Below are 26817 nucleotides of genomic sequence, written 5' to 3'. Positions count from 1 at the left end.
GGGGCCGGCGGCGTGCTGTCCGCCCGGTAACGCGCCGATAGGCTCGCGTTTTCCCTGATCATTCTCGCGTTGACTTTCCGACATCCACAGACCAGACTAACGCAACTGTGATCACACATCACAGGTCAAAAATGTCAGGGAGTAAGTCGTGGCGACTCGTTCGGTTCCGCATGCCATTCCTCCTATGGAGGCGGTCACTCATGAAACCATGGGGGACAAGGTTTACCAGCAACTGCGGCAAGCGATCATGAGCGGCCGTTTTGCGCCTGGCCAGCCGCTGAGCCTGCGCGGCGTTGCGGAAGCCGTCGGTTCGTCGACCATGCCTGTGCGTGGTGCGCTAACCCGTTTGCAGGCCGAAGGGGCGCTAATCGACGGACCCGGACGTGCGCTGATGGTGCCGCCGATGACAGTGTCGATGATCGAAGAGTTGCGCGATGTGCGCATCGCCCTTGAAGGCTGCGTGGCGGAGCGCGCCGCGTCGATGATGACCGATGCACATCTGGAGGCGGTCCAGCAGATCTACGACGAGATGGATGTGCACGTGGAGGCGGGCGAAACGAGCGCCTACTTGCGCAGTAATTTTGCCTTCCACTCTGCGATCTATACCCACGGCGCCAGCGAGTTGACACTCGCCATGATCCAGAATCTGTGGATGCGGATCGGCCCCTTCCTGAACATGGTTGCACCCGACATTCCGCACATGCGGCGCTCGATGAGCGCGCACAAGGCGATCATCGATGCGTTATGGCGGCGCGATGGCGCAGGCGCACGTGCCGGTATCGCGCAGGACATCGGCGACGCAGCAGGCGATCTAAGGGAGCGGCTGCAGGTTAAAGCCGGGACGCCATTGAAACGGGCAAATCGTTAGCCGTAAGAAGGCGGAGGAAAGCAGACCCTTAGACGCGCACACGTTTCTATCGGTGTCGTGCTATCAATTGGTTGTACTAATAAAATGGTGAGGAATTACTGGTTTACGAGCGGGCAGAGACACATGGAGGCAGTAAAAAATGACGTTCATGAAAATGCTGCAGCCGCGCACGGGCTTGCGTGTGCTGGTGACAGGCGGCGGTTCCGGTATCGGACTAACAATCGCACAAGCGTTCGTCGAAGCAGGGGCCCGCGTGCACGTCTGCGACGCGAGTCAGGAGGCGCTCGATACCTTGCGCGAGGACCGTTCCAATGCATCGATCACCTCGACGCTCGCGGACGTCGCCGATCAGGACGCCGTCGCGCGGGTCTTCAGCGACGTGCAGAGTCAACTGGGCGGCCTCGATGTGCTGGTGAACAACGCGGGCATTGCCGGTCCGACGGGTGGCATTGAAGAGCTCGACGTAGCCGCGTGGGAACAGACCGTCGCGATCAACCTGAACGCGCAATTTTATTTTGCACGCCTCGCGGTGCCGCTGCTGCGAGCCGCGCCGGACGGCGGCTCCATCATCGCGCTTTCATCGGTGGCCGGGCGGCTCGGCTATGCCTACCGAACTCCCTACTCGGCGACCAAGTGGGCCGTGGTCGGGCTGACCAAAAGTCTGGCGATAGAACTGGGTCCGCACGGAATCCGCGTCAACGCGATTCAACCAGGCATTGTGCGTGGTCCCCGCATGCAGCGGGTGATTGCCGCGCGGGCGGAACAGCTGGGTTTGAGCTACGACGAAATGGAGGCGAAATATCTGGAGAAGATTTCGCTGCGCCGCATGACCACGCCGGAAGAGGTGGCGGCGACCATCCTGTTCCTGTGTTCGCCTGCCGGCAGTGGCATTTCCGGCCAGGCCATCTCCGTGTGCGGCAACGTCGAAGTGCTGTAGGCCGCGCGACAGAAACCGATCCATCATCAGGAGGAATGCACTGTGGCCAGCACCCGTAAAGTCATCATTACCTGCGCGCCCACCGGCGCGATTCACACGCCTTCGATGTCGCAGTACTTGCCTGTCACGCCGCAAGAAATCGGCGATGCGGCGCTCGCTGCCGCGAAGGAGGGCGCTGCGATCCTGCACTTACATGCGCGCGATCCCAAAGACGGCCGTCCGACCCAGGATCCCTCCGTGTTTGCAGAATTCCTGCCGCGTATCAAGGCGAATACCGACGCGGTCATCAATCTGACGAGCGGCGGCAGCCCCCATATGACCGTGGAAGAGCGGTTAAGGCCTGCGCACTATTTCAAGCCCGAGGTTGCCTCTCTCAACATGGGCTCGATGAATTTCGGCCTTTACCCGATGCTTGATCGTTTCAAGGAGCTGAAGCACGACTGGGAGCGGCAGCATCTTGTCAACAGCCGCGATCTCGTCTTCAAGAACACGTTTGCCGACATCGAGTACATCGTGACGTCATGCGGCGCGAACGGTACACGGTTCGAGTTTGAGTGCTACGACATCTCGCACCTCTACAACCTGGCTCACTTTGTCGAGCGCAAGCTGGTCAAACCGCCGTTCTTCGTTCAGAGCGTGTTCGGTTTGCTCGGCGGTATCGGCGGGCACCCGGAAGACCTGATGCATATGCGTCGAACCGCGGATCGGCTGTTCGGAAAGGACTACGTATGGTCGATTCTCGGCGCGGGCCGCAACCAGATTCCGCTCGCGACGCTGGGCGTGGCTCAGGGATCGAACGTGCGTGTCGGCCTCGAGGACTCGTTGTGGATCGGGCCCGGCAAGCTCGCGGAATCGAGCGCCGCACAGGTCGTCAAGATTCGTCAGGTTATCGAAGGATTGTCGCTCGAGGTGGCCACGCCGGCTGAAGCGCGACAAATGCTTGGGCTGAAAGGAGCCAGTGAAGTCAACTTTTGAAGCGTCGAAGCATCCTTTTGGAGGAGACAGTGGGAACCTCAAAACTCAAGGTCGTGGCGATGCCCACCGGGTGGCTGACGGTAGACCGGTCGTCACAGGTTTACGGCCGCTATTTCGGGCAATCGATCAAGGTGCCAGTCTGGTCGACGGCGATCGTCGGCGCGGACAAAAAGATTGTTGTCGATACCGGCATTCACGATCCGGGTTGGGTCAGCAGCTTTGTGTGTCCGTGCGAGCAGGCGCCCGAAGAGCGGCTTGAACGTGCGTTAAGGGAATACGTCGGCTGGAATGCGGAAGACGTGGACATTGTCATCAACACCCATCTTCACTACGACCACTCTGGCGGCAACACGCTCTTTCGCAACGCGCGTTTCGTCGTTCAGTACGCGGAATGGGAATACGCGGGACGGCCGTTGCCAACGCAGGCGACCTACTACCAGGAATTCCTGATCGGCCGCGATCCGCTCGCGTATTTCCGCTGGCAGTTTGTGAATGGAGTCGCGGATATCGCGCCTGGTGTGCGTGTGGTGCCGACACCGGGTCACACACCTGGGCACCAGTCGGTGGCGGTGGACACCGCCGATGGCGTCGTCGTGATTGCCGGCGACTGCGCCAATTGCATGGAGAACATCGTCGACGCGACGCCGGTTGGCATTGTCCACGAGACCGCGGCAGAACTCGCGTCGTTGCGCCGTATCCGGCAGATTGCCGATTTCGTCATACCGGGTCACGACCCGAACGTCAAACCCGGCACAAGCGGGTTGGAACTCCCTTCGTCGGCACGTTTGCAGCACGTTGAAACTTAATAAACACAAATGGATTGGAGGACGACATGAACCTAGTCACGAAATGGATCAGCCGTGCGCGGCCCCTGGCTTGCCAGGTCACGCTTGGCATCGCGTGCGCCGCGGCGCTGTTGGCGCCAGGTGTTGCAGCGGCGGCGGAGAAGTACAAGATATTCCTGTCGATGAGCTACGTCGGCAATGACTGGCAGTCGGAGGCGGCCAATATGATCAAGGCGGCCGCTGCCACGCCGGCACTACGCGACAAGGTCGACCTGGAAATTCAGGTAGCAGGGACCGATGCTCAGAAGCAGATCCAGCAGATCAACTCGATGGTGCAGGCCGGTGCAAAAGCGATCATCGTCTATCCGGTCTCGCCGACCGCGCTCAACCGGGCTATCAAGAATGCCTGCTCCAAGGGCGTGGTGGTGGTCGCCTACGACGGTGAGGTAACCGAACCTTGTGCGCACAACGTGACCATCGACCAGCATGAGGCCGGTCGTGTCACAGCGGAGTGGCTCGCAAAAACCATCAACGGCAAGGGCAATATCGTACTGATTACGGGCGTGCCCGGGACGTCGGTCGATCGTGCACGCACCGATGCCGCGAAGGAAGTGTTCGCGAAGTATCCGGGTATCAAGATCGTCGCTGAGGGTGTCGGCATGTGGAGTCAGGCAACTGCGAAGACCGAGTTGTCGAAGATTCTCGCTACTAACAGCTGGGACAAGATCGACGGATTGTGGATGCAGGTGGGCTGCTTTACCGCCGCGTCGATGCAGCTTGAAGCGGGGGTCGCCGACGACAAGATCAAGCCATGCGCTGGTGAATCGTCGAACGGCCACCGGATACAGATGCTGCCGCCCGGGGTGGTGAAGGGCACGGGCTCGTATCGCTCGATCGGCTACCGGTCGATCTCGTACGGATCGCCGCCGTATTCGGGCGCCTATGCACTCAAGCTCGCTGTCGCCAAGCTCGACGGTAAAGACTTTCCGAACCATGTGAAGCTGACCCTGCCGCTGGTCGAAACGTCGCAGTCCAAACTGTGTACGACCGGCTCGATCGACGAACTGAGAGCGGGCTGCACGGCGTTCCCGCCGGATAAGGTGCCGCCCGGCTGGTTCGCCGACATCTACTCCGACCAGACTCAGGAACTAGGCTTTGGCGCGGCCTTGACCGGTAAGCCTGACTGAGGCAAGTCACGAATGGAGCGTCGCGGCAAAACGCGGTGCGGTCCCAAGGAGAAAGTCGATGGAGATCGAATACGCAGTCGATGTGTCGAACGTAACGAAACGCTTTGGCGCCACGGTTGCGCTCGACGGTGCGTCGTTCCGTGTGCGGCGTGGCGCGGTGCATGCGCTGCTCGGCGAGAACGGCGCCGGCAAGTCGACCACGGTGAAGCTTCTGTCCGGGTTGTTGAAACCGGATGCGGGCCGCATTTCGATCATGGGTAACGAAGTGCAGATGCATGGTCCGAAGGACGCGCACCGCGCCGGTGTGCAGACGGCGTTTCAGGAAATGACGCTTGTACCTGACCTGACCGTCGCGCAAAATCTTTTGATGTCCTACGAGCCGACGGGCTGGTTCGGCCGGATCCGTCGGCGCGAAGCGCAGCGCCTCACCGCCGAGTGGCTCGAACGGCTGGAGTTGACCGACGTTCAGCCTGGCGCCTTTGTCGGCGATCTGGCTCTACCCGTGCGGCAGAAGATCGAGATCGCCAAGGCGATCGTTCGCGAGCCGGACGTGCTGCTGCTGGACGAGCCGACCTCCGCGCTGTCGGGACAGGATGTCGACTGGCTGGCGCGCCGGATCGACGAACTGAAGGTGCGCGGCGTGACGTTTGTGTTTATCACGCACCGGATGCAGGAAGTCCGCGCGTTCTGCGACAGCCTGACCATCTACCGCAACGGCCGCGACGTTGGCGCATTCGAGGCAGCCAACATTTCCGATGACGAAGTGATCCGCCTCGTGATCGGCCGCTCGCTCGACGCAAAGTATCCGCCGAAGGAGATTGCGCCCGCAATGCCCAACGGCGGCACGCCAGCGCAGCGTCCTCCCGCAATGGAAGGCAGCGGCATCCGCATCGACGGTGTGGTCAACGGTTTCGACCTGTCGATCAAGGCGGGCGAAGTTCACGGTATCGCAGCGCTGCAGGGAATGGGCCAGCGCGAGCTGTTCGAGGGATTGTTCGGCGCAACCCTCATCGACGAGGGGGAACTGCGCATCGATGGCGAGCCGGTCACGCTGACGTCAACCGCTGACTCGCTCAGGCGCGGCGTGGCGACGAGCTTCCTGCCCGAAGATCGCAAGACGGAGGGCTTGTTCCTGCGCCTTTCGGGTGGCAACAACGTGTCGTTGCCGACGATCGGACAGTTCACGCGCTTCGGCGTGATCGACGGAAAGCGCGAGCGCGCTGCGATCGCCGGGGCGCTTGCGCGGATGGAAGTCAATCCCCGCGCACTGTACAAGCCGTGCCTGTCGTTCTCCGGCGGCAACCAGCAGAAGATCGCGATGGCCAAGTGGTTGCTGACCGAAAGTCGCGTGTGGCTGATGTTCGACCCGACGCGCGGTATCGACGTTGGCACCAAGCATCAGATCTTTGTGTTGATGCGCGAATTCGCCAGAGCAGGTGGGGCCGTGCTGTTCTATTCGACCGATGTGCCGGAGCTCGTGAACGTGTGCGATCGGGTCTCCGTGGTTTACCGTGGCCGCAACGTGGGCGCCCTGTCTGGCGACGCGCTGACCGAAGAAAACGTGATGCGCAGGATGCTGGCGAGCTAGATCGAAGCGCACCCTGAACGTATGGCGGTAAGGAGAGAGAAGTGAAAACCATCGCAAACCATGCAGTTGCCGCTGCCGAGCGGGACCTCGTGCGTCCCGGCGCGAGCCGGGGGCTTGCCGCACAACTCGACCGGCACCGCGGACTGATCATCGCGATCTTCGCGCTGGTCGCGATCACGACTAGCTGGGTTGCGCTGTCGGCGACGCCAGTGGGTCTTTACGATATCGGCTCGGTGATTTCCAGCGCGACCACCCTTGCGCTCGTAGCGATCGGCCAGACCATCGTGATCCTGACCGGGGGCTTCGACCTGTCCGCGTCGGCTGTCGTGTCGCTTGCCAACGTGCTCGCGGTCCACTTCGTGCAAGGTAGTCCGGTCGAGCAGCTCGGCGGCGTCGTGCTGATCGTTGCTATTGGCGCGGGCGTAGGGCTCGTCAATGGAGCGTTGATCGCCTGGTTCCGTCTGCAGTCGATCGTCGTCACGCTTGCAACGATGTTCATCTTGCAGGGCCTGACGCTGTTGATTCAGGGCAAGCCCGGCGGCAGCGTCGGCGACATGTTCGCTAACTTCGTGACAGGTGACCTGATTCCCAACAAGCTGCCGATATCGGCAGGTATCCTGATCGTCGTGCTGCTCGCGTGGTGGCTGATCCGGCAGACGCGTTTCGGCATGGCCATCTACGCGCTGGGCAGCGACCCCGACAGCGCTCATGCCAACGGCGTGCCTGTGACCCGTTACAGGATCGCTACCTACGCCGTTGCCGGCGCATTCTATGCGCTGGCCGGCCTCTACGTCGCTGGGCAGACAGGATCCGCAGATCCTTTGGTGGGCCGGCCGCTGCTGCTGTCGATGTTCACGGCGGTTGTGCTGGGCGGAACGCGCCTTGGCGGCGGGCGGGGCGGTTGCGTCGGCACGGTGTTTGCAGCCATGACGTTGATGATCACCGTGAACATCCTGCTGGTGCTCAATGTGTCCGCGTTCTACACCACCATCGCCGAGGCGACCATCCTGATCCTTGCGGTGCTGGGCTCGTCCATCGGCAAAAACTCGGCTGCCCATCATAGTGTGCGTTACGTTAGCACCTGTTTGCGTGCATGGCGGACCGGCACACGGGCAAGCCGCGGCGAGACACGCCGGGTGCAACTCGGCAACGTCGCGCCCCGGGCGATCCCGAACACCGAACTCAACGGTAACTGGGCCGGAAACTGGCTCGAGCAAAACCGCGAATGGGTGAAGTACATCGTGCCGGCGTACCTGCTGTTTGTCGCGGTGCTGGTGGTGACAGGCTTTGTGTACGGACCACAGGTACTGATCAGCGGCCACTTCATCAGCAGCATGCTGACGCTCACGTTGTTCCTCGCGATCCTCGGGCTGGGTCAGGGCGCGGTGATCATGACGGGTGGCCTCGATCTGTCGGTGCCGTGGCTGATCACGATGGCTGGGGTCTTGCTGACTGGAATGACTCATGGTGTCAACATCGACGTGATGTGGGCCGTGCCCCTCGTGCTGGGCACCGGTCTGCTGGTCGGTCTGTTCAACGGCGTTGGTGTAGTCGTGCTCGGACTGCCGCCGATTGTTGTCACGCTCGCTGCAAACGGTCTGCTGCAGGGAATTACGTTGATCTATTGCAACGGCTCGCCGCAGGGTTGGGCGCCGCCGGTGCTCAGCAGCTTCACCAACGGCCAACTGGGTCCTCTGTCGCCCGCCGCATGGTGTGTGCCCCTGTTCCTCATCTTCGCGCTGCTGATGCTGCATCGCACGCCGTTTGGGCGCCGCGTCCACGCGATCGGCAATTCACAGATCGCCGCGAAACTCGCAGGAGTGCGCGTCGGCGCGACGTTAATCGCGGTGTACTGCCTCTCAGGCTTGTGCTCCTCTCTCGCCGGGCTTTTGCTGGCGGCCTTCAGCAACCAGGCGTTCCTTGGGATGGGAGACCCCTACCTGTTGCCTTCGATTGCAATTGTCGTGGTCGGCGGCGCGTTGATCACGGGTGGACGTGGCCACTACCTGGGCGTCTTTGGCGGTGCGCTGTTGTTGACCGCGCTCGGAACGCTGCTGGCAGGCACGACGGTTCCGCCTGCGGTGCGCGACATTATCAACGGGCTGGTTGTCCTGGCAGCGGTGATTACGTTGCGCGACAAGCGGGCCTGATCCTATCTGGAGCGTCAGATGACACATCGTACGAGGCGAGTCGCAGTGATTGGGTCGGGGCGAATCGGCCGCGCATGGGCAATCGTATTTGCGCGTGCCGGCTTCGATGTGAATCTTCACGATGCGGATCAGGAAATGCTCGATGGAGCACTGCCCGCGTTAAAGGACAGTGTTCAGGACCTCGCTGAATTCGGTTTGATCGATGAACCTGTCGGGCAGATCGTGGGGCGTGTGACGTTGCAAGCTGCGCTTCGCGATGCGCTGGTGGATGTGGAACTCGTGCAGGAGAACATCGCGGAAGCGGTCGAGGCGAAGCGCGCGCTGTTCGCGAAGCTCGACCGGCTTACGCACCCTGACGCGCTGCTGGCGAGCTCGACCTCAGGAATCCCGGCATCGGCCTTTGCGGAGCGATTGCCGGGCCGTGCGCGATGTCTGGTTGCGCATCCCGTCAATCCGCCATCGCTCGTGCCGCTCGTCGAGCTATGCGGTACGCCATGGACCTCGCCGGAAACCCTGTCCCGCGCGCGTGTCCTTTATGAGCAGGCTGGGCAGAAACCGGTCACCGTCGAGCGCGAGATTGCAGGTTTCCTGCTGAATCGTTTGCAAGGTGCGGTGCTGGATGAAGCAATGAGCCTTTATGTGCGGGGTTATGCGAGCGTCGCCGATCTCGATTCAGTCATGCGCGACGGACTCGGACTGCGTTGGTCGTTCATGGGACCGTTCGAAACCATCGATCTGAATGCACCGGGCGGCGTAGCGGACTATTGCGAGCGTTACGGTGGTACCTACCGCTCGATTGCTGCCGGATGCGTTCCATTTGACTGGTCGGCGCAGAACGTCGCGCAACTCGACGCGGAACGCCGCGCCGTGCTGCCGCGTGATCAGATCGAAGCGCGCAGCAGATGGCGTGACCGGCGTCTGATGGCGTTGCTTGCGCATCGCCGTGAGCTCGCCAAAGAGGAGGATGACGTGTGATCAGGTCCCAATCAACACAACGGAGACATCCATGATCGAAACTCGTTTGCTGGTCGACGCCGACAATCACCTGGGCGAAGGACCATTGTGGGATGTGCGGGAGCAGCGCCTTTACTGGATCGACAGTACCGCAGCCGAAATCTACAGTTGCAAGGCGGATGGAAGCGACGTAAACCGCTATTTCGTGCCCACGCATATCGGCTCGATGGCGTTACGGGAGCGGGGCGGCGCAGTCGTGGCACTGGCTAGCGGGCTGCACTTCTATGACTTCGATGCGCAAACCGTGCGACTGATCGCGGACCCCGAACACGACGAACCCGAAACACGCTTTAACGACGGAAAAGTCGACCGGCGAGGCCGTTTTGTTGCCGGCACGATGGCCTACGATTTCGATCGCTACGATGCCGATCGCGGGCGGCGCCCAACCCGCAGCGGCGGTCTTTACCGTCTCAATACTAACGGCACCGTGACGCGTCTGGACGGTGGCATCAGCTGTTCTAACGGACCTTGCTGGAGCCCCGACAACCGCACGCTGTACTTCACCGACACCTACGACAAACTGATGTACGCCTACGACTATGACATCGAGACAGGCGCTGCATCGAACCGACGTGTGTTCGCGTCCGCGAGAGACATGGCGGGCACGTTCGACGGCGCGACCGTGGATGCGCAAGGCTATGTCTGGTCCGCTCTGGTGTTTGGCGGCCGTATTCTGCGCTTTGCCCCGGACGGCCGTCTCGACCGGGTCGTGCCTTTTCCTGTGCGTAACCTGACGAGCGTGATGTTCGGTGGTCCCGATCTGGACGTGCTTTATGTAACGACCATGGGAAGGCCGATGTGGGGGATTCCACAGAAAGAGCGCGAGAAGGGTGGATTGTTTGCCGTCACCGGGCTGGGTGTGAAAGGGTTGCCGGAACCGCGCTTTGCGGGGTAGGCCCGGATAGCGTCGGACCGACTGTGCACCAACCGGCATCACGAAAGCCGATGGCGCAATCATGAGTCAGGCATATATAGACGCAATGAAGCAAATTGAATCCCCGGCCTTGCAACCAATTCGAACCAGCGACAAGTGTCTACGGCCAAAGCTCATCGTTTAAAGGTTGCCGGCAACGGGCAGAATGAAAGCGCCGCGACGCGGCGCCGGCACGTCAGGAGCAATCAGACGCGAATTTGCACGTTTTTCGGGCGGGAATAGGCGTAAGTTTCTGCGCCTTGCGCGCACCCCTTGGCGGATTCCAGCCGTGCACGCCAATATGAGCGCTCACGGGAATGAGGTTTGCTTGGCAACTGGCTTGCAGAAACCTCAAAGTTCTTACCTCGAGGCAGCCGTCGAGCAGGGCGATTTGTCCCAACCGTCAGGAGTTCCGTCATGACCGAGCAGTCCGCTCCCATCCGTATTGTCGACCCGACCGTTGGGCCGAAGGCCGAGGTCCCGCAGGCGCAAAGCCATACGCGTGCCACCCAGCCGGTGACCATGCCCGTTGAATTGAAGATAAACGGCAAGCATTACCAACTCGCGCTCGACCCGCGCACCACGCTGCTCGATGCGCTGCGCGAGCACGTGCTACTGACCGGCACGAAGAAAGGCTGCGACCACGGCCAGTGCGGTGCATGCACCGTGCACGTCAATGGGCGACGCGTGAACGCGTGCCTGTGTTTCGCGGCAAATCACGAAGGCGACGAGATTACGACGATCGAAGGCATCGGCAATTCGCAGTCGCTACATGCCATGCAGGCCGCGTTCGTCGAATGCGACGGCTATCAGTGCGGATATTGCACTTCGGGCCAGATCATGTCGGCGGTCGCGTTGCTCGATGAGCCCGTCGGCCCGAGCAACGCCGACGTACGCGAGGCCATGAGTGGCAACCTGTGCCGCTGCGGCGCCTACCAGAACATCGTCGCCGCGATCCAGATCGTGCGCGGCAAGGCCTGAGGAGCGTGCCATGGAACTCTTTCAACTGTCCCGCGCCTCCAGTGTCGAAGATGCCGTCCGCGTTGGCGCGACCTCCCATACCGCACAACAGGGCGCCGAGGTGCGCTTCCTCGCAGGCGGCACGACGCTGCTCGACCTGATGAAGCTCAATGTCGAAAAGCCTGGCCGCGTGGTCGACATCAGCCGCCTCCCGCTAGACGCCATCGAAGCGACGGCCGCTGGAGGCGTGGAGATTGGCGCAACCGTGCGCAATGCCGATCTCGCCCATCATCCGCTGATCCGGGGAGCCTATCCGGTGCTCTCCCAAGCGCTGCTTTCGGGTGCCTCCGCGCAGTTGCGCAACATGGCGACGACCGGCGGCAATCTCCTGCAGCGCACGCGCTGCGTCTATTTCCGCGATACGGCCATGCCGTGCAACAAGCGTAACCCCGGTTCGGGTTGCGCCGCGAAGACGGGCTTTAACCGTACACAGGCCATCCTCGGCGTGAGCGATGCTTGCATTGCGTCGAATCCATCGGATATGAACGTAGCACTGATGGCTCTCGAGGCGTCCGTGCACATCCAGGGTGCGCGCGGCGAACGCAGCGTGCCCATTGACGAGTTTTTTCTGCTGCCGGGCGATACCCCCGAACGCGAGACGGTACTCGAACCCGGTGACCTGATCACACACGTAACGCTGCCGCCGCCAGCGCCGGGCGGCCGTTCCTTGTACCTCAAGCTGCGCGACAGGGCGTCTTACGAGTTCGCGCTCGCCTCCGCCGCGGTAATAGTCACCCTGGTAGACGGGAAGGTAAGCCATGCGCGTGTGGCGCTAGGCGGCGTGGGCACGAAGCCATGGCGCTCACGAGAGGCGGAAGCCGCGCTCACAGGGGCCGCTCCGGGCGCGGAGGCGTTCCAGCGCGCCGCAGCCGATGCCCTCGCTGATGCGCAGCCGCAATCGGAGAACGGCTTCAAGGTCGAGCTTGCGCAACGCTGCCTCGTGCACGCGCTGACGCTCGTCACGACGCCGGCCTGATCCCGCCCGTCCTCCAAACAGGAAGCAACCATGTCCGACGTTCTCCATTCCGTACACGAAGTCATCGGCCGCGCGCATTCGCGCATCGACGGTCCTGTGAAGGTAAGCGGCGAAGCCACCTATACCTCCGACATCCATTTCCCCGACATGCTGCATGCCGTGCCGGTCTGCAGCGCGATAGCCGCGGGCAAAATCGTCTCGCTCGATTTCGCCGCCGCCGAAGCGATGCCTGGGGTGCATGCGGTGCTGCATCGCGGCAACATCGGCCAGTTCTATCGCATTTCCGGCAACTCCATGGATACGGGCTTTGTAGACGAAGCGCGGCCGCCGTTTGAGGACGACGTGATCCGCTACTACGGCCAGTACGTGGCGCTCGTTATCGCCGAGACCTTCGAGGCGGCCAGCGCAGCCGCGGCGGCCGTCCATGTGAGTTATGAAACGGCGCCGCACGACGTGAGCACGGCGCTTTCTACCGACGAGGAACTGACGGTGGAGAGCGAGCGCGGGGACGCGGACGCGGCCTTTGCCAGCGCGCTGGTTACCCTCGACGAAACCTACGTGACGCCCGTCGAGACGCACAACCCGATCGAGCTGCACGCAACCGTCGCGCGCCTGGACGGAGACGCATACACCTTCTATGAGACGTCGCAGGCGGTCTCGAATCATCAAGGGACGCTCATGCAAATGCTAGGCCTTCCGAAGGAAAAAGTGCGCGTAGTGTCGCGCTATCTCGGCTCTGGCTTTGGCGGCAAACTCTGGATGTGGCCACATTCGCTACTGGCCGCGGCTGCGGCACGCCATACGGGCCGCCCCGTGAAGCTCGTTGTCAGCCGCAAGATGATGTTTCAGAACGTCGGTCACCGGCCGCTCACGCAGCAGCGCGTGCGGTTATCGGCGTCCCAGGATGGGAAGCTGAGCTCGCTCGCGCATGAGTACCTGAATCACACAGCAATCGCCGATGTCTACGCCGAAACCTGCGGTGAACTCACTCCCGGCCTCTATAGCGTACCGAATCTGCGCGTTGCGTCGACGACAGTGAAGCGCAATGTGGGCTCGCCCACCGCCATGCGCGGGCCCGGCGCAGTGCCAGGATTGTTCGCCATTGAATCAGCCATGGACGAACTGGCGGTCAAGCTCGGCATCGATCCAGTTGAGCTGCGCATCCGCAACGAGCCGGAGGTGGATGAATCAAGCGGCTTGCCCTTTTCGTCCCGGCACCTCGTCGAATGCCTTCGGACCGGCGCCGAGAAGTTCGGCTGGGCTCAACGCACGCCCGGCGTCGGCTCGATGAAACGCGACGACGGAGTCGTAATTGGCTGGGGCGTGGGCGCGTGCAGCTGGCCCGCCCTGCGCTTTTCGGCGGAGGCGACTGTGGACTTGCGCGACGATGGCACGGCTCGCGTGGTCTCGGGTACACAAGACATTGGCACGGGCACGTATACCATTCTCGCGCAGTTGGTCGCTGCCCAGACGGGCCTGCCGCTCGACCGGATCGAAGTCGGTCTTGGCGATACGGCATTGCCGCTTGGCCCGATCTCGGGGGGCTCGGCCGCAACGGCGTCACTCGTGCCGGCGGTGTCGGATGCAGCACGCGCCGCCGTAAAGGTTTTGCTGACGCGCGCCGGAACGCTAAGCGACTCTCCCTTTGCCGGTATGAACCCCGACGAACTGCGCATGAGCGATGGCCGGGTACACCGCAAGCACGAGCCGGCGGAGAAAGGCGTGCCGTTCCAGCAGATCCTGTGCGCGGCGAAGATGCGCTCGGCCTCCGGTAGCGGCAGCGCGAAAGGCGGTTTCGACGACCCGCTCAAGAAGAAGTATTCGCTCCACTCGTATGGTGCGCACTTTGCCGAAGTGACGTGGCAGCCGGAGATCGCGCAACTGCGCGTGTCGCGTGTGGTGACCGTGATCGATGCCGGCCGCATCCTTAACTTGAAGGCGGGGCGCAACCAGATCGAGGGTGCCGTGGTGATGGGCGTAGGCATGGCGCTCTTCGAGCACACGAGCTACGACTCGCAGTCAGGCGCGCCGATCAACAGTAATCTGGCCGACTACATCATCGCGACGAACGCCGACACGCCTGAACTCGACGTCACTTTCCTCCACCACCCCGACACGATCTTCAATGAACTTGGCGCCCGGGGTATCGCGGAAATCGGGCTCGCCGGAATCGCACCAGCAATCACAAGCGCGGTGTACCACGCAACGGGCGTGCGGGTGCGCAAGCTGCCGGTGATGATCGAGGATCTGCTTGCGGCGAGATGAGAGCGTCGTATCCCGAACGGGTGCCGCGCTGGGACCTCTCGCAGATCGAGGTCGTACTTCAGCTTCGGCCCCGATTGGTTGTCGCTTGAAGCATTTTTTTAGACGGCTGCGAGTGGGCCGGGCGGGAATTCTGCTGTGGTCTCGGAATTTGTGTACGAGGCCGACCCCGATGCCGCGCGTGTCGGTGCCGGGAGTGATCGCCAGGCCCGAATATGCCGTGCCGGCCAGCGTGTAGGCCGCCTGATTCCTGTTCTGGATAAAGCCGGCGGCAGTGGACACGTAGGACAAGACTGCGCCGGATGCGAGAGTAATCAACCTTTTCATGCGGCATCTCCATTTTTATCCGCATCGAAATATCGATGCTTTTATAAATATCTATTTGTTCGGTATAACTAAATGTTGCGTAGTGAGCCGTTCGAGCGTCCCGATACGCCCGGATACGTCATGGTTTTACAGAGGGATGGTCGCTTTCGATGCGAGTCTTCGGATTGTTGAGGACGGCAACGGGCGGGGCAAGCTAACGGTCTTTAACATCACTTTTGTCCAGAGCGGCGCAAGCTCTCCAAAGGAGGACATTCCACCAGAGCTGTACGCGGGCTCGGTGAACCTGAATACCTGCGACGCCCTCAGTTACGCAAACCTTGCCCAGAACTACGATGATGCCGCAGCGGCCACGAGGAATGGATTGAATGGAGAGTATCCGGCCTTTGCGCAAGATATCTGCTGGCTAACGCGGTTGCCGTCATTTGTCGCGATGCCCGGGAATCACCGCATCCAGTACCTGCTTCGCTGTCTCGACGATCACGTTGCCCTCGTTCGGGTCGCGCCGGATCAATGTGGACGCAAAAGCCTTGGCCTGCGCCAGCGTGATGTGCGGCGGTAGCGGCGGGATGTTCGGATCGGCTTTCACTTCGAGCACGACTGGACGGTCGGCGGCGAGCGCCTCGTCCCAGGCGGCGCCCATGCGCTCGGCGTCGTCCACGTAAATACCTCGCAGCCCGATCAGTTCAGCAAAGCGGTGGTAGGGTACCGACGGGATATCCTGTGATGCCTCGAACTTCGGGTCGCCCTCCATTGCGCGTTGTTCCCATGTCACCTGATTCAGGTCGCTGTTGTTCAGTACCATGCAGATCCAGCGTGGATTGGCCCACTGTTTCCAGTACTTTGAGACGGTAATCAGTTCTGCCATGTTATTCATCTGCATCGCGCCGTCGCCGACCAGTGCAATCACGGGACGCTCCGGATAGGCGAATTTGGCCGCGATTGCATAGGGCACGGCGGCACCCATCGACGCGAGTCCGCCAGACAGGGAGCACATCATGCCGCGCTGCACTTTGAGGTCACGCGCATACCAGTTCGCGCACGAACCAGAGTCGCTCGTGACGATGGCATTGGAAGGCACGCGCGGGGACAGCTCCCAGACGCTGCGCTGTGGATTGATGCCGTCTTTGCCGGGTTCATGAGCGCGTTTGTCGAGCGTGTTCCACCAGTCAGCAGTCCAGCCTTCGATTTTCTTGCGCCACGCGCGGTCCTCTTTCTGTTCGAGCAAGGGCAGCAACGCGCGCAGCGTCTCCGCGCTGTCGCCGACGAGATTGACTTCCATCGGATAGCGCAGGCTCAGCATGTCGGCCTTCGTATCGATCTGCACACCGCGTGCAGCGCCTTCTTTCGGTAAAAACTCCGCATACGGAAAGCCTGAGCCGATCATCAGCAGCGTGTCGCACCCGGTCATCAGGTCGTAGCTTGGCCTGGTGCCGAGCAGGCCGATCGACCCGGTAACCCACGGGAGATCGTCAGGCAAGACCGCTTTGCCGAGCAGGGCCTTGGCGACACCCGCGCCGAGTTTTTCTGCGACAGCAATCACTTCGTCCGTCGCGTGCAGTGCGCCGGCACCGACCAGGATGGCCACTTTTTTGCCGGCATTGAGCACGTCCGCTGCCTGTTGCAGGTCATCCGGGTAGGGCGTGACCCGCGGTGCGCGGTAACCAATACCCGAATGCAGTGTGCCGTGTTTGCGGCCCGGCGCTTCGTAGGGCAGGTCCTGCAGGTCGTTTGGAAGCACGATCGCCGTGACTTTGCGCTCGGAGAGTGCGGTTCGCACCGCGCGGTCGACGAGATGGCGTACCTGCGAAGGCACGCTCGCCTGTTCGACGAAGGCGCCGGCGACGTCCTTGAACATCGAGACCAGATCGAGCTCCTGCTGATAGTGGCCGCCCATTGCTGCCCGAGCTTGCTGGCCGGCGATGGCCAGCACAGGCATGTGATCCATGCGGGCGTCGTACAGACCCGTGACCAGGTGCGACGCACCCGGTCCCGAGGTGGCGATGCACACACCCAGCTCGCCGGTGAACTTGGCGTGCGCCGAGGCCATGAAGGCGGCCATTTCCTCATGGCGTACCTGCACGAACTCGATTTTTCCTTTCGCCCGGTTGAGGGCGCCAAATACGCCGTTGATGCCGTCTCCTGGGTAGCCGTAGATGCGCCGTACGCCCCAGGCATGGAGTCGATCGACGATGAAGTCACCAACGGTCTGGCTCATTGCGATCTCCCAATGAAGAGATGAGGACGGTTCGGCAACAGGAACATTCCTGGACGGCGCGCCCCCGATTTCTGAAATCCTAGAGGATGGGCGCACCGCCAGTGACGGCGATGGTCGCGCCGGAGATGTAGCTCGCCTCGTCAGAGGCCAGCATGACATATGCGGGTGCCAGCTCGGCAGGCTGGCCGGGCCGCTTCATCGGCACCTGCGCGCCAAATTTTTCGACCTTATCCGGTGGCATCGTTGCCGGAATCAGCGGTGTCCAGATCGGTCCCGGCGCGACGCAGTTCGCACGGATGCCTTTCCCGGCAAGCAGTTGCGCAAGTCCCCCCGTGAAGTTCTGGATCGCACCTTTGGTTGTCGCGTAGACGAGCAGGGCCGGATTCGGATGATCGGCGTTAATCGACGCCGTGTTGACGATCGACGCACCCGGTTTCATATGTCGTACCGCGGCCCGTGTGATCCTGAACATGGCGCCGATATTGGTATCGACAGTACGATGCCACTCTTCGTCGGTGATCTCGTCAAGCGAGGCATGCGTCATCTGGTATGCGGCATTGTTGACCAGTACGTCGAGCTTGCCGAAGGCGTCGACCGCCTGCTGCACGATGGCGTTGCAATGGTGAGCGTCCGTCACATCGCCACGTGACAATACGGCCCGCTGGCCAGCTTTTTCAATCCAGTGCGCGGTTTCGTGGGCATCGTCGTCTTCGTCGAGATAGGCGATCAGCACATCGGCACCCTCGCGTGCGAAGGCAATCGCGACGGCCCGGCCAATGCCGCTGTCGCCGCCGGTTACGATCGCAGCCTTGCCTGCGAGCCGTCCTGAGCCTTTGTACGATTCCTCACCGTGATCCGGCACGGGATCCATTGAAGCGGTATGGCCTGGCACGTCGCTTTGCTGCTGTGCCGGAAAGGGAGGGGCGGGACGATTGGCGTGGGACATGACATTCTCCGTCGAATTCAACATCGCGAGCCACGTGAAGTCACGTGCTGCGTCCTCAATCGGTCGCAGCAAGAGGCGATCCCGCTAGTGCATGCAACCAGCACGATTCGATGCGATACGTCGAGGAGAGAATTTTGCGGCAACCGCGGCGGTGTCCCGTGTTGCGCTAAAGATGACCGTCACACCGCATAGATAGTGAAGCGATCAACCAGTGGCGACCGCTATGTCGCGTATGAAAATTCTGCGACCGGATTGAAAAGAGTGCATTACGCCCGACATTTCGGAACCCGTGACCGGTCAGAATCCGCAATCGGCCAAGGCGACGGCGAGCCAGGTGGCAGCACTCCTTGATAACTGAATCTCTCTCTCGGTGAGCTGAATGTGTCCTCATTGAATGGCATCAGAACTCACGACTTCGACCTCTATCTGGAGTCCGTTCGCGGCGCTGACGCGCATGCGCCCTCCCAGGAACGCGAAGGGGCGCATGCGGTTCTCCAGAATATTCTGCTAAAGCGAACGGTCGCGCTCGGCAAGAGTGTTCACCATCTCTGCCATGTTCTCGGTTCCCCAAGTGCAAAGCGGGACGATCTTATCGGCCAGACTACGACCGAGCGGAGTCAACGCGTAGTCCACGCGTGGCGGCACCTCCTTATAGTCGGTCCGCGCCAGCACACGATCGGCCTCCAGTTCCTTCAATTGCTGGATCAGCACTTTGGCGCTGACACCGTGGACATTGCGTTTGAGTTCGCCGTAGCGCTTCGGGCCGTCGAGCAGGAAGTAAAGGATCAACGGTTTCCACTTGCCCGCGATGATGCTGAGGGTGGCGGCGAGCCCGTAGGAGTACCGGCCACCGCATTTTTCAGAGCAGTCATTCATTTGACAGTTACCAAAAGGTGCATACTTGTACTGAGGTTATCAGAACTGCATACTGGTCTCAAGTAAGCAGTTCGCTGCTTCCCAACCACGCCAAGGAAGGATGCACATGATGACCAGACTGAATGGAAAGACCGCTGTGATCACCGGTGGGGCTACCGGCATCGGCCGGGCCGCAGCAAAACGCTTCATCGAGGAAGGTGCCTTCGTTTTCATCTTCGGCCGCCGGCAGGAGGCGCTCGACGCCGCTGTCGCCGAACTTGGGCCCAACGTCCGCGCGGTGAAAGGCTCGGTCTCCGATGAGGCCGACCTCGACCGACTCTACGCGGCGGTGCAAGCCGAGCGCGGAACACTCGACATCGTCTTTGCCAATGCCGGGGCGGGAAGCATGCTTCCGCTCGGCAAGATCACCGCCGAGCACATCGACGAAACCTTCGACACCAATGTGAAGGGTACGATCTTCACAATCCAGAGGGCGCTGCCGCTGATGAGCGAGGGCGGTTCGATCATCCTGACCGGATCGAGCGCGGGCACCACGGGCGCGCCAGGAATGAGCGCGTATAGCGCGAGCAAGGCGGCCGTGCGCAACCTCGCGCGGACCTGGGCGCAAGATCTCAAGGGCACTGGCATCCGGGTAAATGTGCTGTCGCCAGGCGCGACGGCCACGGAACTCGCGAAGGAGGCGCTGGGCGAGGAAGGTCAGAAGGCCTATGCCTCGATGACGCCACTCCAGCGCATGGCCGATCCGGCGGAGATCGGAGCGGCGGCGGCCTTTCTCGCGTCGCAGGACAGCAGCTTCATGACCGCTAGCGAGGTCGCCGTCGACGGTGGTCTGGCGCAACTCTGACACCAGGCATATGCGTATAGCAACTCAATGCGCCGTGAGCTATCCATCGCAGTCAAGGCGACATGCATCGATGTAGTCCACTGTGAGCGTCGAGTTCCTCCCTGGATGCTCTCTGGGCTTCTGCGGGCATCGTCGATTCAGTGCAGGGTCGCCTCGGCAATGCCGGCCAGCGCGCAGACCACAACGACGGCGAGCGGTGGAATCTTCCAGCGCGTCAGCAGGAAAAAGCCGATGGCCGCGACGGCAAAGTCGAGTTCCGAGCGAATCGCACTGGTCCAGATCGGCGAGTACAGCGCGGTGGCCAGGAGTCCAACGACTGCAGCATTCACTCCTGCAAGCACTGCCGCCATCGATTGGCGAGCGCGCAGCGCTCGCCAATAAGGTAGCGCTGCAAGCACAAGTAGAAGGCCTGGCAGAAATATTCCCACTGTAGCGAGCAACGCGCCGGTCCAGTGATTCGGCGCTTTGACCATCATCCATCCAAGAAATGCCGCGAATGTAAACAAGGGGCCCGGGACGGCCTGCGCGGCGCCGTAGCCTGCCAGAAAATCGTTCGAAGTGACCCAGCCGGTTGCGACAGTTTGCTGTTGCAGAAGTGGCAGCACGACGTGACCGCCGCCAAACACCAGGGCACCGGAACGATAGAATGCCTCGAAGACCTTGAATGCCTGACCCGAGCGAAGTCCATCAAGGACAGGAAGCCCGAACAGCAAGACACAGAACAGGATCAGCGCGGCGGCGCCCACCGTGCGGGAAACGGGGAATTCGTGTGTGTGTCGTGGTACATGGCTGCCGTCTGACGATGCCGTTGTGTGGCACAACGCAGATCCGAGCACGGCACCGAGGCCGATAACGATGAGCTGTGCATAAGCGGTCGTCAGAATGCTGAGTACCGCTATAGCGATGAGCGCGATGGCCGCTCTGCGGCGATCGGGACAAAGGCGACGCGTCATGTCCCAAACTGCCTGAGCGACGACGGCGACAGCGACAAGCTTCAGACCGTGTATCAAGCCGCTACCGACCGGGCCACCCAGGTTCGGGGCGATGGCAGCGAAGCAGAGTAACAGCAGGACTGAGGGTAGCGTGAAGGCACACCAGGCAGCGAGTCCTCCAAGCCACCCTGCTCGCAGAAGGCCGATCGAAAATCCCACCTGGCTGCTGGACGGTCCTGGAAGGAACTGACAAAGTCCGACCAGATCTGTGAAGGTTTCGTCATCAAGCCAGCGAAGCCGCTCGACGAATTCGCGGCGAAAATAGCCCAGATGAGCAATCGGACCGCCGAAGCACGTCAGTCCAAGCTTGAGGAAGACCGCGAGAACTTCCAGGACGGCACCTCCTCGACTCGAGTGCGGCGATGCGATATCAGTTTTCATACGTGGGTGTGAAGTGCCACCGCGCCGTCATCGTGGCTCGTTGAGATTGCTATTGGCATCGGCGCCGGGAAATGAAACATGGACTGCGAGTCCCTGGCCGCCGATGCCAGTATCAAAGTCCAACCTTGCTCCAAAGTACTCCGCAATGCGGGCGACGATTGACAGGCCGAGTCCGCTGCCGTTCGCACCATTGCCAGTCACGCGAAAGAAGCGATCGGTCAGACGCGTGATGTCCTCCGTATCCACGCCGGGGCCGTTATCTCCGACTGTCAGCACGACCGCATCGGCGTCGCGCCTGATAGAGACCTCGACTCGGCCGCCCTCATCGCAATACTTGATCGCATTGTCAATCAGGTTGTCGAGCACAATGTCCATCAAAACCGGCTCTGCCATGACCATGTAGTTAGCGTCGCCGACCAGAGCGACGGTCATGCCTTTTCGTCGAGCGTCTGGCTCGTTGGTGGCAATGGCATCCTTGACGAGCGCAGCAAGTGCAACAGGTTGCGCAGGTACCTTGCGATGTTCGTCGAGCCGGGCCAGCAGAAGCAACTGTTCGGCAAGATGGGCGCTGCGATCCACGCCCTGTACGACCCGCTGCATGGCAAGTTGTTGCTGGGCGGCGTCCTGTGCCGCGAGCGCAACTTGTGCCTGAACCTTGATCGCGGCCAGCGGTGTCTTCAGCTCGTGCGCAGCGTCAGCGGTGAATGCTCGCTCGCGGTTGATTGAAAGTCCTAGTCGTGACAACAGTTGATTGATTGCATCGACAAGTGGACGGACTTCGACCGGCGTCGGCCCGATCCTGATCGGCTCGAGTTTGCTGGCATCTCTTGTCCGGATCGCCTTCGAGAGCGCCTCAAGAGGCGCCAGACTGTGACCAATACTGATCCAGACCAGCAATGCGAGAACTGGCAACGCCAGAGCGATCGGCTTCGCAATACGAAGTGCTACCCCGGTGGTCAGGTCACTGCGCTGATTGGTTGACTCTAGCACTCGTACCGTACGACCTGACACACCATCGTGAAGCATATAGGTATGCCACGGCTGGCCGCCAAGTGTTACCGTTCGCGCGCTTGCTGTGGCGTCGGCTGGTACCTCGAACGCATCCAGGGACTCGAGCTGCGCGCTACTAGCCAGGACGCGTCCCTGCGCATCGCGCACCTGGAAGAGCGCTTCGCGCGGCGACTTGTCGCCATCGTTGCCGTTTGTGTGGCCGGGACCGCGGCCGTATTCGGTACGCGCGTCGATACGCGTCCTGGACAGGACCGAGAGGTCGTTCTGATCGAGCAGAACGATGAACTGCGCGAGTTGAACAAGGCGCGCGTCGTCCCATTCTCCAACCTCGCGCGTCGCCTCACGGTAACTCCAGCCGAGGGCGATAGCCCACACCAGGATAATGCTCGCGAGCACTAGCAGCGCGAGTCGACCGCGTATCGATCCTGGCATCATGCCTGCTCCATCACGTACCCGATACCCCGGACGGTTTTGATCAAATCCGCCCCAAGCTTTTTACGCAAGTTGGATATATGTACTTCAATCGTGTTGCTTTCGACTTCTTCGTGCCATCCGTACAAGCTTTCTTCAAGACGAGATTTGGATTGCGGCACACCCTGGTGCGTCAGCAACTGATGCAGCACGGCCCATTCGCGAGCAGTCAGCGGAATGCGGACATCGTCGCGCAATACGGTCTTGGCGGCCGGATCGACAGTCAGAGCGCGATATCGGAGGACTTCGACGCCGCGCCCCTGCGAGCGCCTTAAAAGCGCACGACAGCGTGCAATGAGTTCCGTCAGGTCAAAAGGCTTGCCGAGGTAGTCGTCCGCACCCGCCTCGAGGCCGCCCACCTTGTCGGCAACCGTCCCTTTTGCGGTGAGCACAAGCACTGGCACATTCTTCCCACAGCCCCGCAACCATCCCAGGAGTTCGAGGCCCGACATTCGGGGCAGTCCGAGATCGAGCACGACCAGCGCATAGTCGGTGGTTTCGAGAGCCAGTTGCGCGTTGCGACCGTCCTGCGTCCAGTCGACCGCAAAATTTGCGTGACGAAGTCCTGCTTCGACACCACTACCAATCAGATCGTCATCTTCGACAAGAAGTATTCGCATACAGGTGCGCCCAGAGAAGCATCCGGCAAAACTGTCATCGACGCGGCAACGCGTCTGGCCATATTTGCCAGTGTAACCACGTTGGGGCAATGAAAGCGCATGATGCCGACCTGCTTAAGATTTCCTTCAGGTTCGGCCATTAGTATCAGCTAACCGCGCATGGATGCACAGTTGTCACCTGGAACCAGCCGAGGTCCATCGGTTGATCGATCGCTACAAGGAAAATGAAAGTGCCTTCGATATCTACGTTCATCCGCATCGGCGAGTTGCGCCATGACACCATCCACGATCGACATGCTACGAGCCTGTCTCCTGACAGCGTTAACTGCTGCCACCGCGATAGAAGCCGCGGCACTTCTGGCTATCGGCCCGTTCCGTGTTTCCGAAGACGTGCTTACATGGATGACCTTTCGCGCAGCAACGGAGGTGGCGATTGCGTGCATGCTGCTGGTCACAAGACGACTTGCGCGCCCGCGATTGTTTCGGTTCTGTCCGGATGCCTGTGGTTCTTCATCTCCGGTTCGATCGCAAAGCTTTCGAGTCGGCCAGGTGTTAGCGGTAGCATCTTCGAAACCGATGTTCGCGGGTTCCGTTGAATCCACGGGCGAGCAATGAACGCAATCAAAACCAGGCGACCACTCCATGGCGGATTTTCTACGATCGGCTGAAGCACGTTATGACGGCGTAGCGCGTCTCCTTCACTGGTCAATCGTAGTGTTGATCACCATTCAGTTCGTGATTGGCTGGACGATGCCTGATGTTCATCACGATACAAAGCCGGTTGGACTGATCGCGTGGCATCTCGGCGTCGGTGCGACGCTGGTTGCCGCTATGGCGCTAAGAATCATCTGGCGACTCACGCATCGGCCTCCGCCCGACGCATTGTCGCCAATATTGAGTGCCGCTTCCCGGATCACCCATCTGCTTCTCTACGCCGCGCTGGTTATCGTGCCGGTGTTGGGATGGATCAACGCATCTTCACGTGGCTGGACCGTAGATTTTTTAGGCGTCGTGCCATTCCCCGGCTTGACCCCGACAGGTTCCGCATTCGGACGCGCGATGGGGGACGTCCATGGAGTCCTGGCGTGGGTGCTGTTTGCACTGATCGCGGTACATGTTGCTGCGGCGTTGTTTCACCGCTTTGTGCTTCGCGATCAGGTCATGCATCGGATGTTGCCGTAATGTCAGCGTTGTTGTGGCACATGCGGGACACAGATGTTAAGGCCTTTGTGATTCTCGCTGGCCAGTTCATGCGGGCAGGAATGCTGTCTTTGTCAGGCTCACATTCAAGAAGGTCTGACGCAGCCACGCTGTGAGTCAACACCGGTTGCGGCGGACACCTTTGTTCGCGAGGGAAAGCGGGGCCAGCGGGCGCGCGACGCCACGAGCAACGTCGGATACAAAGAAGGGGCGGGGCTCGCGCTGGCTAAGGATGCCGCCCATTCAACAGGAATAGCTTACGGCTGGGTGTTCGGTTTGCCGGCGCTTAGCTTGTCGAAGTCTTGAGAAGAAATGCCGCGTGCTTTGTAGAGGAACGCTGTCAAGTCCCAGATGGTCTGGTCGTCTTGCGTTTTGCCGAACGCGGGCATCGCGGTCATTTTCACGCCGTTTTTGATCACCCAAAACATCATCTGAGGGTTGTTGCGGCGCCTTGCACTTAGCAATTCCGGCGCAATCGGAAAAATGCCCTGGCCAATTGGGCTCAGCGTTTGCCCCGGTGCGCCGTGACACGCCGCACAGGTTGCCCGATAGAGACGGGCGCCGGCTTCGACATTGGCGACGGTCATCAGGTCGGTCGGCACCTTGATACCGGCCGCATGGCGGTGCAGCGACTGCATGTAGGTCTTATGCAACGCCCAGGCGACAATTGGGTTGTGCCCCGATGCAGCCGATACATCATACAGGCCCGAATACATAACTCCGAATCCGGCCGCCGCGATCGCGACAACGGCCGAGACAAATGCGCTGAGCGTGGGATGGCGGAGAAGAAAAGAGGAGCCTTTAGCAATGCTCATGTTTGATCACCTGTTGGAAGCGGTATAACTGTCGGCTAATTTCGAACAACGGATATGCCTTAAAAAGGCGGCGGTTTCCTGCCCCGCAGTTCGCTTTACGTCAAGGTGAATACGCACGCTCTGCCCAGCGCTGCGACAGACATGGCGGTGGGCCCGGGTGACTGGACTTGAAGGCGCCCTGTTGGCGTTGATACCGTGCGGACATTATTGGATCTGGTAAATGACGGCACTCTTGCCCGCTGATTACAGATTCGTCATTTACCGCGCAAACGTGACGCCCGACTGTCTCTTGCCAGCGGGCAAGCTGTCGGTCGTGAATTTCGGTCAACCATCCCCTGTGGGTCGTTCTGAGTCGATCGCCGCGGGGCCATTGCGGCCACAAACCGTCCAAGCCAGCGAGGGAGAGAACGATGGGGATGGTGGGCGGCGTCCAGTCCGGCAGGAGTTACTGAACCTCGCCGCTCTCCATTTCACGATCGAAAAGCCACATCGGTGAATATGAATAGCGTCCGTGTCGAATCGGTGTGTCAAGCAAAGAAAGCGATCGCCTGGCCGTTCAACTTTGGCTTATCGACAATCGGGCCCAGGCAGCGCCCGTCGGCGAAGTCGAACGCAATGACGGTGTCCTGAGCGACGCAAAACAAATATCCCTCGGAGTCGAAGCGCAGACCCCGAGGACGATGAAAGTTCGTCTTCCGATCCGCCCGGAACACGCGGACAAGGCTACCGGTTGAACTGTCGTACTCGCGGACGGTACATACCGCGTCCGGTTTTCCGAAGGGAAACTCGCTGGACACAAGCACGTTTCCGTTCGGCCCGATCGTGAGATCCAATGGACTCACTGCGTCGTCCGTAATGAAGCGGGAAGCATGCAGTTCACCGTCCTGATCAAACACGACGATGTTGTTTTCACCCTCACCGTCCGGACCGATGCCGGACGCGAGGAAAAGCTTGCCATCCGTGCCGAAGGCGAATCCGCGAGGGTACGGAACCACACCGGCGGGCAGTACGGATTGCGCGGCGCCGTCGAGATAGGGGGGAAACGCGGCAATTGTCCGCGCGCTACGCAGTCCAACGTAATAGCGGCCATCGGGTCCCAGGTGGCCACCTCCGGCATTCAGTCCTGGAACGGCACCTGTGTCGCGTACCACCGTCCCTTTGGTGTCGAGTGTAAGGATGCGGTCGTTTCCGCTATTGACATAAAGATGCTGCCGATCCGGACTGACGCTCATGCCGCGAGGATCGACGATGCGAGGGTCGTCGCTGAACGAACCAATGAAAGTACCGTCGAGTCGGAACGACAGGAGCGCCCCGTATCCATCGCCGTTCGAACCAGAAGCGCTGGTAACCAGAATGCTCATATCGAGTCCTGCGAGATAGGTTGGAAACTCTCGCCCTGCCGTGCCGTAGTGGCCAATGCAACGACTGGCGCTACGTTGGCGCA

The 26817-nt window shown here is 61.0% G+C and carries 22 protein-coding genes; 14 read left to right on the top strand and 8 right to left on the bottom strand.

Annotated elements, in window-relative coordinates; translation table 11 throughout:
• Nucleotides 1–184 precede the first annotated feature (184 nt).
• The 12 genes from P3T20_RS23350 to P3T20_RS23295 all read left to right on the top strand — a co-directional run bounded on the left by P3T20_RS23350 (nucleotide 185) and on the right by P3T20_RS23295 (nucleotide 14678).
• Entirely contained in the window at nucleotides 185–868 is a 684-nt protein-coding gene (locus tag P3T20_RS23350; protein ID WP_429288129.1) for a GntR family transcriptional regulator, read from the top strand.
• Between the two features lie 139 nt (nucleotides 869–1007).
• Entirely contained in the window at nucleotides 1008–1805 is a 798-nt protein-coding gene (locus P3T20_RS23345) for an SDR family oxidoreductase (RefSeq protein ID WP_429287995.1), read from the top strand.
• A gap of 42 nt (nucleotides 1806–1847) precedes the next feature.
• On the top strand, nucleotides 1848–2780 hold the full coding sequence (locus P3T20_RS23340; RefSeq protein ID WP_429287994.1) for a 3-keto-5-aminohexanoate cleavage protein: 933 nt from the start codon (nucleotides 1848–1850) through the stop codon (nucleotides 2778–2780).
• Between the two features lie 59 nt (nucleotides 2781–2839).
• Complete coding sequence (locus tag P3T20_RS23335; RefSeq protein WP_429288128.1) at nucleotides 2840–3586, top strand: N-acyl homoserine lactonase family protein; 747 nt, start codon at nucleotides 2840–2842, stop codon at nucleotides 3584–3586.
• Between the two features lie 26 nt (nucleotides 3587–3612).
• The gene (locus P3T20_RS23330; RefSeq protein WP_429287993.1) at nucleotides 3613–4752 is read left to right on the top strand and encodes a sugar ABC transporter substrate-binding protein; all 1140 of its coding nucleotides are present in this window, start codon (nucleotides 3613–3615) and stop codon (nucleotides 4750–4752) included.
• Nucleotides 4753–4810: 58 nt separating this feature from the next.
• Nucleotides 4811–6340, top strand: coding sequence for a sugar ABC transporter ATP-binding protein (locus tag P3T20_RS23325; protein WP_429287992.1), 1530 nt, complete (start codon nucleotides 4811–4813; stop codon nucleotides 6338–6340).
• A gap of 41 nt (nucleotides 6341–6381) precedes the next feature.
• Nucleotides 6382–8490 carry an ABC transporter permease gene (locus P3T20_RS23320; protein WP_429287991.1) on the top strand — a complete coding sequence of 703 codons (2109 nt, stop codon included), beginning with the start codon at nucleotides 6382–6384 and terminating at the stop codon, nucleotides 8488–8490.
• Nucleotides 8491–8508: 18 nt separating this feature from the next.
• Nucleotides 8509–9465, top strand: a complete 957-nt coding sequence (locus P3T20_RS23315; protein ID WP_429287990.1) for a 3-hydroxyacyl-CoA dehydrogenase — start codon at nucleotides 8509–8511, stop codon at nucleotides 9463–9465.
• Nucleotides 9466–9496: 31 nt separating this feature from the next.
• On the top strand, nucleotides 9497–10399 hold the full coding sequence (locus tag P3T20_RS23310; protein ID WP_429287989.1) for an SMP-30/gluconolactonase/LRE family protein: 903 nt from the start codon (nucleotides 9497–9499) through the stop codon (nucleotides 10397–10399).
• Between the two features lie 435 nt (nucleotides 10400–10834).
• Entirely contained in the window at nucleotides 10835–11398 is a 564-nt protein-coding gene (locus P3T20_RS23305) for a (2Fe-2S)-binding protein (RefSeq protein ID WP_429287988.1), read from the top strand.
• Nucleotides 11399–11408: 10 nt separating this feature from the next.
• Nucleotides 11409–12413: an FAD binding domain-containing protein gene (locus P3T20_RS23300; protein ID WP_429287987.1), complete on the top strand. Its 1005-nt coding sequence runs from the start codon at nucleotides 11409–11411 to the stop codon at nucleotides 12411–12413.
• A 30-nt stretch (nucleotides 12414–12443) separates the two neighbouring features.
• Nucleotides 12444–14678 carry a xanthine dehydrogenase family protein molybdopterin-binding subunit gene (locus tag P3T20_RS23295; RefSeq protein WP_429287986.1) on the top strand — a complete coding sequence of 745 codons (2235 nt, stop codon included), beginning with the start codon at nucleotides 12444–12446 and terminating at the stop codon, nucleotides 14676–14678.
• Nucleotides 14679–15420: 742 nt separating this feature from the next.
• Here P3T20_RS23295 and P3T20_RS23290 read toward each other — a convergent pair.
• The 3 genes from P3T20_RS23290 to P3T20_RS23280 form a co-directional block, all read right to left on the bottom strand.
• Nucleotides 15421–17217 carry a thiamine pyrophosphate-requiring protein gene (locus P3T20_RS23290; protein WP_429287985.1) on the bottom strand — a complete coding sequence of 599 codons (1797 nt, stop codon included), beginning with the start codon at nucleotides 17215–17217 and terminating at the stop codon, nucleotides 15421–15423.
• Between the two features lie 79 nt (nucleotides 17218–17296).
• Nucleotides 17297–18163 (bottom strand): glucose 1-dehydrogenase, encoded by an 867-nt coding sequence (locus tag P3T20_RS23285; protein WP_429287984.1) that lies wholly within the window; start codon nucleotides 18161–18163, stop codon nucleotides 17297–17299.
• Nucleotides 18164–18670: 507 nt separating this feature from the next.
• A complete protein-coding gene (locus P3T20_RS23280; RefSeq protein WP_074267772.1) occupies nucleotides 18671–19039 on the bottom strand; it encodes a winged helix-turn-helix transcriptional regulator in 369 nt (122 codons plus the stop codon).
• 109 nt (nucleotides 19040–19148) lie between these two features.
• Between P3T20_RS23280 and P3T20_RS23275 the strand changes: the two genes are divergently transcribed.
• Nucleotides 19149–19883, top strand: coding sequence for an SDR family NAD(P)-dependent oxidoreductase (locus P3T20_RS23275; RefSeq protein ID WP_429288127.1), 735 nt, complete (start codon nucleotides 19149–19151; stop codon nucleotides 19881–19883).
• Between the two features lie 137 nt (nucleotides 19884–20020).
• Here the strand turns inward: P3T20_RS23275 and chrA are convergent, their stop codons facing one another.
• The 3 genes from chrA to P3T20_RS23260 are packed head-to-tail and all read right to left on the bottom strand — an operon-like array spanning nucleotide 20021 to nucleotide 23358.
• The gene (gene chrA / locus P3T20_RS23270; protein ID WP_429287983.1) at nucleotides 20021–21256 is read right to left on the bottom strand and encodes a chromate efflux transporter; all 1236 of its coding nucleotides are present in this window, start codon (nucleotides 21254–21256) and stop codon (nucleotides 20021–20023) included.
• Nucleotides 21257–21283: 27 nt separating this feature from the next.
• Complete coding sequence (locus P3T20_RS23265; protein WP_429287982.1) at nucleotides 21284–22702, bottom strand: ATP-binding protein; 1419 nt, start codon at nucleotides 22700–22702, stop codon at nucleotides 21284–21286.
• Nucleotides 22699–23358, bottom strand: a complete 660-nt coding sequence (locus P3T20_RS23260) for a response regulator transcription factor (protein WP_074267775.1) — start codon at nucleotides 23356–23358, stop codon at nucleotides 22699–22701. The genes P3T20_RS23265 and P3T20_RS23260 overlap by 4 nt, the downstream gene beginning before the upstream one ends.
• Nucleotides 23359–24000: 642 nt before the next feature.
• Between P3T20_RS23260 and P3T20_RS23255 the strand changes: the two genes are divergently transcribed.
• Nucleotides 24001–24540, top strand: a complete 540-nt coding sequence (locus tag P3T20_RS23255) for a cytochrome b (RefSeq protein ID WP_429287981.1) — start codon at nucleotides 24001–24003, stop codon at nucleotides 24538–24540.
• A gap of 275 nt (nucleotides 24541–24815) precedes the next feature.
• On the opposite strand, the gene P3T20_RS23250 is transcribed toward P3T20_RS23255, so the two are convergent.
• Both P3T20_RS23250 and P3T20_RS23245 read right to left on the bottom strand, forming a co-directional pair.
• Nucleotides 24816–25373, bottom strand: coding sequence for a c-type cytochrome (locus P3T20_RS23250; RefSeq protein WP_429287980.1), 558 nt, complete (start codon nucleotides 25371–25373; stop codon nucleotides 24816–24818).
• A gap of 527 nt (nucleotides 25374–25900) precedes the next feature.
• The gene (locus tag P3T20_RS23245; RefSeq protein WP_429287979.1) at nucleotides 25901–26734 is read right to left on the bottom strand and encodes a hypothetical protein; all 834 of its coding nucleotides are present in this window, start codon (nucleotides 26732–26734) and stop codon (nucleotides 25901–25903) included.
• Nucleotides 26735–26817 lie beyond the last annotated feature (83 nt).

Origin of the sequence: Paraburkholderia sp. GAS206C, from assembly GCF_050435645.1 — a bacterium.
Taxonomy (GTDB): Bacteria; Pseudomonadota; Gammaproteobacteria; order Burkholderiales; family Burkholderiaceae; genus Paraburkholderia; species Paraburkholderia phenazinium_B.
The sequence above is the reverse complement of the archived record's forward strand: the minus strand, read 5'-3'. Positions and strand labels throughout refer to the sequence as shown.

Coding starts and splice junctions, on each gene's coding strand:
- P3T20_RS23315 (WP_429287990.1), top strand. CDS start 8,509: ATGACACATCGTACGAGGCGAGTCGCAGTGATTGGGTCGGGGCGAATC.
- P3T20_RS23250 (WP_429287980.1), bottom strand. CDS start 25,373: ATGAGCATTGCTAAAGGCTCCTCTTTTCTTCTCCGCCATCCCACGCTC.
- P3T20_RS23265 (WP_429287982.1), bottom strand. CDS start 22,702: ATGATGCCAGGATCGATACGCGGTCGACTCGCGCTGCTAGTGCTCGCG.
- P3T20_RS23295 (WP_429287986.1), top strand. CDS start 12,444: ATGTCCGACGTTCTCCATTCCGTACACGAAGTCATCGGCCGCGCGCAT.
- P3T20_RS23255 (WP_429287981.1), top strand. CDS start 24,001: ATGGCGGATTTTCTACGATCGGCTGAAGCACGTTATGACGGCGTAGCG.
- P3T20_RS23345 (WP_429287995.1), top strand. CDS start 1,008: ATGACGTTCATGAAAATGCTGCAGCCGCGCACGGGCTTGCGTGTGCTG.
- P3T20_RS23280 (WP_074267772.1), bottom strand. CDS start 19,039: ATGAATGACTGCTCTGAAAAATGCGGTGGCCGGTACTCCTACGGGCTC.
- P3T20_RS23245 (WP_429287979.1), bottom strand. CDS start 26,734: ATGAGCATTCTGGTTACCAGCGCTTCTGGTTCGAACGGCGATGGATAC.
- P3T20_RS23325 (WP_429287992.1), top strand. CDS start 4,811: ATGGAGATCGAATACGCAGTCGATGTGTCGAACGTAACGAAACGCTTT.
- P3T20_RS23305 (WP_429287988.1), top strand. CDS start 10,835: ATGACCGAGCAGTCCGCTCCCATCCGTATTGTCGACCCGACCGTTGGG.
- P3T20_RS23285 (WP_429287984.1), bottom strand. CDS start 18,163: ATGTCCCACGCCAATCGTCCCGCCCCTCCCTTTCCGGCACAGCAGCAA.
- P3T20_RS23300 (WP_429287987.1), top strand. CDS start 11,409: ATGGAACTCTTTCAACTGTCCCGCGCCTCCAGTGTCGAAGATGCCGTC.
- P3T20_RS23290 (WP_429287985.1), bottom strand. CDS start 17,217: ATGAGCCAGACCGTTGGTGACTTCATCGTCGATCGACTCCATGCCTGG.
- P3T20_RS23260 (WP_074267775.1), bottom strand. CDS start 23,358: ATGCGAATACTTCTTGTCGAAGATGACGATCTGATTGGTAGTGGTGTC.
- P3T20_RS23330 (WP_429287993.1), top strand. CDS start 3,613: ATGAACCTAGTCACGAAATGGATCAGCCGTGCGCGGCCCCTGGCTTGC.
- chrA (WP_429287983.1), bottom strand. CDS start 21,256: ATGAAAACTGATATCGCATCGCCGCACTCGAGTCGAGGAGGTGCCGTC.
- P3T20_RS23310 (WP_429287989.1), top strand. CDS start 9,497: ATGATCGAAACTCGTTTGCTGGTCGACGCCGACAATCACCTGGGCGAA.
- P3T20_RS23350 (WP_429288129.1), top strand. CDS start 185: ATGGAGGCGGTCACTCATGAAACCATGGGGGACAAGGTTTACCAGCAA.
- P3T20_RS23275 (WP_429288127.1), top strand. CDS start 19,149: ATGACCAGACTGAATGGAAAGACCGCTGTGATCACCGGTGGGGCTACC.
- P3T20_RS23335 (WP_429288128.1), top strand. CDS start 2,840: ATGCCCACCGGGTGGCTGACGGTAGACCGGTCGTCACAGGTTTACGGC.